At 65.1% G+C, this 9,035-nt stretch carries 10 protein-coding genes; 5 read left to right on the top strand and 5 right to left on the bottom strand.

What is annotated here, in order from left to right:
- Positions 1–144: 144 nt before the first annotated feature.
- The 3 genes from DBR22_RS14200 to DBR22_RS14190 are packed head-to-tail and all read right to left on the bottom strand — an operon-like array spanning position 145 to position 2,452.
- Positions 145–495 (bottom strand): hypothetical protein, encoded by a 351-nt coding sequence (locus DBR22_RS14200; RefSeq protein ID WP_108599549.1) that lies wholly within the window; start codon positions 493–495, stop codon positions 145–147.
- A complete protein-coding gene (locus tag DBR22_RS14195) occupies positions 492–1,217 on the bottom strand; it encodes a LytR/AlgR family response regulator transcription factor (protein ID WP_108599548.1) in 726 nt (241 codons plus the stop codon). Before DBR22_RS14195 ends, DBR22_RS14200 begins: the two co-directional genes overlap by 4 nt.
- Before the next feature lie 44 nt (positions 1,218–1,261).
- Positions 1,262–2,452 (bottom strand): sensor histidine kinase, encoded by a 1,191-nt coding sequence (locus DBR22_RS14190; RefSeq protein WP_108599547.1) that lies wholly within the window; start codon positions 2,450–2,452, stop codon positions 1,262–1,264.
- Between the two features lie 180 nt (positions 2,453–2,632).
- On the opposite strand from DBR22_RS14190, the gene DBR22_RS14185 reads away from it, so the two are divergent.
- Together DBR22_RS14185 and DBR22_RS14180 are read left to right on the top strand one after the other, a co-directional pair.
- The gene (locus DBR22_RS14185; protein WP_108599546.1) at positions 2,633–3,013 is read left to right on the top strand and encodes a DUF485 domain-containing protein; all 381 of its coding nucleotides are present in this window, start codon (positions 2,633–2,635) and stop codon (positions 3,011–3,013) included.
- Complete coding sequence (locus tag DBR22_RS14180) at positions 3,010–4,626, top strand: solute symporter family protein (protein WP_108599545.1); 1,617 nt, start codon at positions 3,010–3,012, stop codon at positions 4,624–4,626. Before DBR22_RS14185 ends, DBR22_RS14180 begins: the two co-directional genes overlap by 4 nt.
- Positions 4,627–4,776: 150 nt before the next feature.
- On the opposite strand, the gene DBR22_RS14175 is transcribed toward DBR22_RS14180, so the two are convergent.
- Together DBR22_RS14175 and DBR22_RS14170 are read right to left on the bottom strand one after the other, a co-directional pair.
- Positions 4,777–5,376 carry a hypothetical protein gene (locus DBR22_RS14175; RefSeq protein ID WP_258229208.1) on the bottom strand — a complete coding sequence of 200 codons (600 nt, stop codon included), beginning with the start codon at positions 5,374–5,376 and terminating at the stop codon, positions 4,777–4,779.
- Between the two features lie 133 nt (positions 5,377–5,509).
- Positions 5,510–5,983 (bottom strand): Lrp/AsnC family transcriptional regulator, encoded by a 474-nt coding sequence (locus DBR22_RS14170; protein ID WP_108599544.1) that lies wholly within the window; start codon positions 5,981–5,983, stop codon positions 5,510–5,512.
- Positions 5,984–6,178: 195 nt separating this feature from the next.
- Between DBR22_RS14170 and pdhA the strand changes: the two genes are divergently transcribed.
- The 3 genes from pdhA to DBR22_RS14155 all read left to right on the top strand — a co-directional run.
- Complete coding sequence (gene pdhA, locus DBR22_RS14165; protein WP_181365187.1) at positions 6,179–7,378, top strand: pyruvate dehydrogenase (acetyl-transferring) E1 component subunit alpha; 1,200 nt, start codon at positions 6,179–6,181, stop codon at positions 7,376–7,378.
- The gene (locus tag DBR22_RS14160; protein WP_108599543.1) at positions 7,378–8,388 is read left to right on the top strand and encodes an alpha-ketoacid dehydrogenase subunit beta; all 1,011 of its coding nucleotides are present in this window, start codon (positions 7,378–7,380) and stop codon (positions 8,386–8,388) included. The genes pdhA and DBR22_RS14160 overlap by 1 nt, the downstream gene beginning before the upstream one ends.
- Positions 8,385–9,035: biotin/lipoyl-containing protein (locus tag DBR22_RS14155; RefSeq protein WP_181365186.1), on the top strand; the 651-nt coding region annotated here is incomplete at its 3' end. The genes DBR22_RS14160 and DBR22_RS14155, both read left to right, overlap by 4 nt.

Here is a 9,035-nt window from a genome sequence, read left to right as displayed (position 1 = left end):
TTCCACCACGGTTTGACTGTCCGTGAAGCGACGTAGAAATCGCCCGTGGTGCGGGAGATCCGGAGGCCGTAGAAGCCGATGACCGCAGTGGCGACGGCAACCACCACCAGGGCCACGAGGCCCACGGCGGGATTCATCGCGGCCTCACTTGTCCTCGGCCAGATCGCGGTACCGGGCCTCATTTCTTGCGGCGGCCCGGATGAACAGCCACGCACTCAGGCCGATCACGGGATAAATTCCGGCCCCCAGCAGCAGCCAGTCGAACGGTATCCCGGCCACTTGTGTGTCCGCGAGGCCGGGGACAAACGCCAGGAGCAACGGGAACGCGCCCAGCACCAGCAGGAACCCGCCGGCCACCACCAGTGCCAGCCGGAGCTGGGAGCGGATCAGCGACCAGACAAAGAGCTGTCCCACCACGGACTCCTCGGCAGCTTCGCTCGTCTGGGCGGCCGGCCGGGCCGCGGAGAGGGGAGCGGTGACCCGGACCCGCGTCATAGCTGCGGCCGGATCCGGGTGGCCTGCAGCTTCTCGCGGACCGTTGGCAGGTGGCGGCGGCTGATGGGAAGGTTGGCGCCCGCCACGCTGACGCTCGGCCCGTCCGCGGCCAGCTTCATGGAGGCCACATGCTTCAGCGCCACCAGGAAGGACCGGTGGGTGCGGATGAAGCCGGCGTCCGCCCACTGCTGCTCCAGATCGGCCAGCGGAACCCTGATGAGGTAGCTGGCATCCGCCGTGTGGAGGCGGGCGTAATCGCCCTGGGCCTGGACGTACGTCACGTCGTCGCGCCTGATCATCCGGGTGGTTCCGCCCTGGTCCACGGTGATCATCTCCGGTGCCGGGCCTTTGCCGCCGTCGCGCAGCAGCTCGCTGATCCGTCCCACGGAACGGGCCAGCCGTTCGGCACGGACGGGCTTGAGCAGGTAATCCACCGCAGCGAGCTCGAAGGCCTCCAGTGCACAGTCCTCGTCGGCGGTGACGAACACCACTGCAGGCGGGTGGCTGCTGCGCGCGATCGCCCTGGCGATATCCAGGCCGGAAACCGCAGGCATATGGATGTCGAGGAAGACGGCGTCCACCGATTCGGTGCTTAGCGCCCGCAGCGCCTCGGAGCCGGAGGATGCCCGGTGGATGGTGCCGATCCGGTCGTCCCTGCCCAGGAGGTAGGCCAGTTCCTCCACGGCCGGTAACTCGTCGTCGGCGACGAGGACATTAATCATGGTCCTACATTAGCCGCACCCGGGAGACGTGCCGGAAGGGCTTCTCAGGCGTCGTGGCCCGGCTGGGATTTGGGCACCCGCATGGTGATCAGCGTCCCTTCCCCCGGGGCCGTCTCGATCACCAGGCCGTGTTCATCGCCGTACACCTGCCGCAGCCGGGCGTCCACATTCCGCAGGCCCACATGGTCGCCGTCGGTGTGGCCGGCCAGCATGGACTGAAGCTGCGCAGGATCCATGCCCACGCCGTCGTCCTCAATGGTCACTTCCGCGAATGCGCCGGAGTCTTCGGCGGTGATGCTGATATGGCCAGGCCCCTCCTTCGCTTCCAAGCCGTGCCGCACCGCATTTTCCACGAGCGGCTGCAGGCTCAGGAACGGGATGACGGTACCCAGCACTTCCGGTGCTATCCGGAGGCTGACCTGCACGCGGTCGCCGAACCGTGCCCGCTCCAGCAGCAGATAGCGGTCAATGCAGCGCAACTCCTCGGCAAGGGTGGTGAAGTCGCCGTGCCGGCGGAAGGAGTACCGGGTGAAGTCCGCAAACTCCACCACCAGTTCGCGGGCACGGGCGGGATCGGTGTTGATGAAGGACGCGATGGCATTGAGCGAGTTATAGATGAAGTGCGGGCTGATCTGGGCGCGCAGGGCACGGACCTCCGCTTCCATCAGCAGCGTCCGGGACGCATCCAGCTCCGCCAGTTCCACCTGGACGGCCACCCAGTCCGCCACTTCGCCGGTGGCGCGGACCAGGCCGGCGCCTGCCGATGGTGCAAAGGCCGCAACCACTCCCACCACGCGGGAACCGGCTTTCACGGGCGCAAGAACGGCGGCAAGACTGCCCGATTTGCCCGCCGCGCTGAGGTCTTTGGGCTGGATGACGGTGGTTCTGCCGCCGGCGAGCACATCGGCGGCGAGGCCCATCAGGAGGGGTTTCAGTTCCTCCGCGGCGCCGTCCCAGGCCAGCACACCCGCGGTGTCGGTGATCGCCAGGGCGTCACAGCCGAGGAGGTTGCGCAGCTGCCGGCTGGCTTTGGCAGCGCCCGCCGGATTGAGCCCGGTACGCAGATGCTGGCCCGCACGGGATGCGGCGTGCAGGGTGTTGTAGGTGGCGCGTTCGGCATCGGTGCCCAGCTCGCGGAAAGACCTCAGCACCTTGATTCCCACGCCGACGACGACGGCGATCGCCAGCACGATCACGGCGACGGCTGCGGCGGTCAGGAGAGGGGAGTCCGGCATGGTGCCCAGCGTAGCGGCGGGTGCCGTTTGTCGCAGCATCGGGACCGTTGAGCGACCATTGAAGCGCATCTCTGGAATGTAGGGTCCCTCACAGCGCACAGTGATTGCAGTCACATTGACGGCATCCTGTCTGCAGGCGGCGGCCGGTGTGAACCAGGCAAGTCTCAATGAGGAGGAATTATGGGTAATGATGCCCAGACTCCGGACGCAGCGGCGTCCGTGGACTTCGAACAGGTCCAGTCGACAGCGCGGTTCCAGGAACTGCGCAAACGTCACCGCAGTTTTGTATTCCCCATGGCCGCCGTCTTCCTGCTGTGGTACTTCGCGTACGTCCTGCTGGCCGATTATGCAGTCGACTTCATGTCCACCAAAGTGTGGGGCAACATCAACGTCGGCCTGATCCTGGGCCTGCTGCAGTTCATCTCCACGTTCGCCATCACCGGCTGGTATGTCAGCTACTCCAACCGCAAGCTGGACCCGATCGCAGCGGAAATCCGCCACGAAATCGAAGGCCATGAATTTGATAAGGACGGCAACATCGTGACCGGAGTGACCAAATGATCGGCATCGCCACGGCGGTAGACGTCGCCGACCTCAAGGAAACCACGCTCCTGAACATGGGGATCTTCGGCCTGTTTGTGGCCGTCACCATGGTGATCGTGCTGCGGGCCAGCCGCAACAACAAGACCGCGGCCGACTACTACGCTGCAGGCCGCTCGTTCACCGGCTCGCAGAACGGCACAGCCATTGCCGGCGACTACCTGTCAGCTGCCTCATTCCTTGGCATCACCGGTGCCATCGCCATCAACGGCTACGACGGCTTTATGTACTCGATCGGCTTCCTCGTGGCGTGGCTGGTAGCCCTGCTGCTGGTGGCCGAACTTCTCCGGAACACCGGCAAATTCACCATGGCCGATGTCCTCTCCTTCCGCCTGAAGCAGCGCCCGGTCCGGATCGCCGCGGCCATCTCCACGCTGGCCGTCTGTTTCTTCTACCTCCTGGCACAGATGGCCGGAGCCGGCAGCCTGATTTCCCTGCTCCTGGGAATCAGCGACTGGGGCGGACAGGCACTGATCATCATCGTCGTCGGCGCCCTGATGATCATGTACGTACTGATCGGCGGCATGAAGGGCACCACCTGGGTCCAGATCATCAAGGCCATCCTGCTGATCGCCGGTGCGGCCGTCATGACCTTCTGGGTCCTGGCAATCTACGGCTTCAACCTTTCCAGCCTGCTCGGCGCGGCCGTTGAGACATCCGGCAACCCGGCGGTGCTGAACCCGGGCCTGCAGTACGGCAAGACCGAAACCTCAAAGCTGGACTTCATGTCCCTGGGCCTGGCCCTGGTCCTCGGCACGGCCGCCCTGCCCCACGTGCTCATGCGCTTCTACACCGTGCCTACGGCCAAGGAAGCCCGCAAGTCCGTTGTGTGGTCGATCTGGCTGATCGGGCTCTTCTACCTGTTCACCCTGGTCCTGGGCTACGGTGCAGCAGCACTCGTGGGTGCCGACACCATCAAGTCGGCTCCCGGCGGCGTCAACTCCGCGGCCCCGCTGCTGGCCTTCTACCTGGGCGGCCCGCTGCTCCTGGGCTTCATCTCCGCGGTGGCTTTCGCCACCATCCTGGCAGTGGTTGCCGGCCTGACCATCACCGCTGCCGCCTCGTTCGCCCACGACATCTACGCCAGCGTCATCTCCAAGGGAAAGGCCGACGCCGACACCGAGGTCAAGGTTGCCCGCCGCACCGTGGTTGTCATTGGTGTGCTGGCCATCCTGGGCGGCATCTTTGCCAACGGACAGAACGTGGCCTTCCTGGTTGCACTGGCGTTCGCCGTGGCAGCCTCGGCGAACCTGCCCACCATTGTGTACTCCCTGTTCTGGCGGAGGTTCACCACCCAGGGCGCAGTGTGGAGCATGTACGGCGGGCTGGGCTCTGCCATCATCCTGATCATCTTCTCGCCGGTGGTGTCCGGTGGAGCGACGTCCATGATCAAGGACGCCAACTTCGCCCTCTTCCCGCTCAGCAACCCGGGCATTGTGTCCATCCCGCTGGCGTTCCTGCTGGGCTGGCTCGGCACGATCCTCGACAAGAACCGTGAGGACAGCGCCAAGCAGGCCGAAATGGAAGTCCGGTCCCTGACCGGGGTCGGCGCCGAGAAGGCTGTGGATCACTGATCCCCGGTTCCGGACCCGGTCAGCGGTTTCCTGACCGGAGCTGATCACGCAAGAACCCCTGTGCCGCCCGGCACAGGGGTTCTTTGTCTTCCGCATCCCGCCGGGTCCCCGTCGTTGTGTTCCTGCGGCTGCTCAGGCAGATGCCGGCGGCTAGACCTGGGGCTTGAGCTTGATGTTGACCATCTTGAGTTCTTCGCCCTCGAAGCGGTAGACGAGATCGATGTTCCTGTCACCGTCGCAGGTGATGAGGCCGGTGATGTCGGCGGACTTGATGTTGTTCTCGGTGCCGGCTTTGACGTTGTTGTAGGCAGGCTTGCAGCTGCTGTCCATCTCCAGGGTCTTGACGCCGGCGATGAAGGCTTCCTTGGACAGCTGTTCCTTCAGGGCCGGGTCGAGGTAGTCATCATAGGCTTTGGAGGTGTCGCCGGAAAGCACCAGCTTGGTGAAGCCGTCCGCGAGGCCCCTGGCCTGGTTGGTGGCGGCGTTGACGATGTTGAGCAGGATCAGCAGGCCGATGATGACCAGCACCAGCACGCCGGCCACTATCCCCAGGATGCTCCAGAGCCTGCGGTGGCCGCGGACAGGCGGTTGCTGGCCGGGGAGTCCGAACGGCCCGTCCGCAGGAAGTTGCCCGGGGGTAGCGATGTGACCGGCTGTGTGGCCTTGTCCGGGAGCAGGGAGCTGCCCGGGCGCCGGGATTTGCCCCGTAGAGGGGTAACCCCGCTGGTACGGTTCCTGAGGATTGCTCAAGATGGAGCCTTTCCGGCAACGCACTGGCACTGCCTTATTGCTGGGAACCCGCTGAACGGCACCCATCGATTAACCATGGACAGCCTATAACCCAGCCTGCCCCCGGGCCTTAACCGCCCTTTTCCACCAGATCCTAACCATCACCGGATCCCCGCTCCAGCAGTGGCTGGATGCGGAAGGGGATGAGCTCGCTCATGGCCAGGGCGGTGTCGGTCCTGTCCACGCCATCGCAGGCAAGGATCTTCCCGTTGATCCGAAAGAGGTCCTCGGCGTCCAGTGCGACCACGCGCAGCAGGAGGTCTGCTGAACCGGTGAGGCCGTAGCCTTCCAGGATCTCCGGAATGCCGGCAAGGTCATGGGCCAGCTGTCCAAGCTTCTGCTGCTGGACGTGCACCGAGATAAAGGCCATCAGTGGATACCCCAGCGAGGCGGGATTGATCCGCCGTTCAAAGGACAGGAAGACGTGCTTCTTCTCCAGCTGCGCCATGCGCGCCTGGACCGTATTGCGGGAGAGCCCCAGCTTCTGGGCCAGCGCCACAACAGTCCGCCGGGGGTCGCGTGCCAGTGCAGAAAGCAGGCGCGTGTCGGTGCCATCCAAAGGGTGCATGTTGCGCAACGTTAGCACGGTCACGGACGCTCAAACAGGGCATTATGCTCAGGGCGCGCGGCGGTGGTTGTACCCATTGAGCATTGTGAGTAGGGTCACAATTATCCGGGGCAACGGCGCCCGGGCGGCTGCGGCTGGCGGAACCACAAGTTCCCAGGCGGTGGTCAAAACGACGTGAAAAGGTTGCGTGCGATCGTGTCTACAGACGAAGCGGGCCAGGGCGGATCGGGCACAGGCCGCCCGGTCGAAAATGCAGGAATCCCTGCTGGCAATTCGGGAACCCCTGCCGGGCCAGGCAGGAATCTCATCCAGCTGATCACCCCGGCGGGGGAACGGGTCAGCCATCCGGAATTCGACCCCTGGGTGCAGGACATCGCGGATGAGCAGCTGACTTCCCTCTATGAGGACCTGACGGTTATCCGGCGCATTGACGTCGAGGCCACCGCGCTTCAGCGGCAGGGCGAGCTGGGACTCTGGCCGCCGTTGCTGGGGCAGGAAGCGGCCCAGGTCGGTTCAGCGAGGGCCCTGAGGGATGACGACTTTGTGTTCTCCAGCTACCGGGAAAACGGTGTGGCCTATTGCCGCGGCGTGGACCTGGCGGACATCCTTCGGGTCTGGCGCGGCACTGCGGCCTCCGGCTGGGATCCTTATACGGTCAACATGGCCACGCCGCAGATCATCATCGGAGCGCAGACGCTCCATGCCACCGGCTACGCCATGGGAATCCAGAACGACGGCGCCGATTCTGTGGCGGTGACGTACTTCGGCGACGGCGCAACGAGCGAGGGCGACGTCAACGAGGCCATGGTTTTTGCCGCCAGCTTCCAGGTGCCGGTGGTCTTCTTCTGCTCCAACAACCACTGGGCCATTTCGGAGCCGGTGCGGTTGCAGTCCCACGTCCAGCTCGCGGACCGGGCCACCGGATTCGGCATCCCCAGCCTCCGGGTTGACGGGAACGACGTCCTGGCTGTCATGGCCGCCACCCGGGTGGCTTTGGACCGTGCCCGGCACGGCGGCGGGCCCACGTTTATCGAGGCCGTCACCTACCGCATGGGTCCGCACACGACGGCGGATGATCCCACCCGGTACCGGGACGCCAACGAACTGGAGGACTGGGCCGCCAAGGATCCCATCTCACGGATCAAGGCGCTCCTGGACCGTAGGGGCCTGCTTACCGATGAGCTGCAGCAGCAGGTCCAGGACAAGGCGGACGCGGTGGCGCGGGAGCTGCGGGCAGGATGCATCAACATGCCCGATCCTGAACCGTTGGAAGTCTTCAAGCATGTGTACAGCTCGCCCAACTCGTGGTTGGACCGGCAACAGGACCACTACACCCGTTACCTGGCTTCCTTCGGTGATCCCGCGGAAGCCCCGTCAGAAGAAGGTGCACGCTGATGACCCAGATGACCTTTGCCCGTGCCATCAATTCCGGCCTGCGCAAATCCCTGGAAAACGATCCCAAAGTCATCCTCATGGGCGAGGACATCGGCACCCTCGGCGGTGTCTTCCGTGTGACAGACGGCCTGCAGAAGGACTTCGGCACCCACCGCGTGGTGGACAGCCCCCTGGCCGAGTCGGCCATTATCGGCACCGCCGTCGGCCTCGCCTTCCGCGGGTACCGGCCGGTGCTTGAAATCCAGTTTGACGGCTTCATCTATCCCGCGTTCGACCAGATCGTGAGCCAGCTGGCCAAAATGCACTACCGCACCCGCGGCACGGTGAAACTGCCCATCACCATCCGCGTTCCTTTCGGTGGCGGCATCGGTTCGCCGGAGCACCACTCCGAGTCGCCTGAGGCATACTTCACCCACACGTCCGGCCTGCGCGTGGTCACCGTGTCCAACCCGCAGGACGCCCACACCGTGATCCAGCAGGCAATCCTCAGCGACGATCCGGTCCTGTTCTTCGAGCCCAAACGCCGCTACCACGACAAAGGCGAAGTGGACGAGGGCATTGACCCGCGGACCGCCCTGCCGATGGACACTGCGCGTGTGCTGGCCGCGGGCACGGACGTGACGCTCGTGGCCTACGGGCCGTTGGTCAAGACGGCAAGGGACGCCGCCACCGCCGCGGCGGACGAAGGGATCTCCATCGAAGTCATCGACCTGCGCTCGCTGGCCCCCGTGGACTTCGCCACCGTTGAAAAATCCGTACGCAAAACCGGCCGCCTCGTGGTCACCCATGAGGCCGGCCAGCACGGCGGGGTGGGAGCCGAGCTGGCGGCGAGCATTACCGAACGGTGCTTCCATTACCTTGAAGCGGCGCCGGTCCGGATTACCGGGTTCGACATCCCGTATCCCTCCTCAAAACTTGAAATGCACCACCTGCCGGGCCTGGACCGGATTCTTGACGGCGTGGACCGCGCACTCGGACGCCCGAACTCCCTCAGCGGGCTGGAAGGATGAGCGCCATCATGATCAAGGAATTCAGGCTCCCCGATCTTGGTGAAGGCCTGACCGAGTCCGAAATCCTCAGCTGGAAGGTGGCGGTCGGGGATACTGTCAGCCTCAACCAGGTCATCGCCGAGGTGGAAACGGCCAAAGCAGTGGTTGAACTGCCGTCGCCTTTCGCCGGGGTGGTCAAGGAACTACACGAACAGCCGGGAACCGTGGTGGAGGTCGGCAAACCGATCGTCTCGTTCGAGGTGGCGGACGACGCCGGCGCCTCACCGTCCGGGGGCGCGCTTTCCGGAGCAGCGCCCGGTGCTGCCACGACGGCGGGAGGTCCCGCCAAACGGGAACCCAACCTCGTGGGGTACGGCGCCGTCCTCGAAAGTTCAGGCCGTCCCACGCGGCGGGCCCGTAACTTCACAGCGGCCGCGCCTGGTTCCGGGCCCGGTTCAGTTCCCGGTCCGGTGCCCGCGTCCAGCCCGGCAGCCGTGAAAGCCGAAGCCCCGGCCGTGGAGACTGTCCAGAATGCCGAAGGCGAGTCCGCCGAACGCCCCCGCTCCACTCCGCCTGTGCGGAAACTCGCCAAGGACCTGGGGGTGGAACTGTCGGCTGTGCGGGGCACGGGCACTGACGGGCTGATCACCCGCGAGGATGTCCTGAAC

The organism is Arthrobacter sp. HMWF013 (assembly GCF_003061105.1).
Taxonomy (GTDB): Bacteria; Actinomycetota; Actinomycetes; order Actinomycetales; family Micrococcaceae; genus Arthrobacter.
Note: the sequence above shows the minus strand (reverse complement) of the source record. Positions and strands in the feature narration are given on the sequence as shown.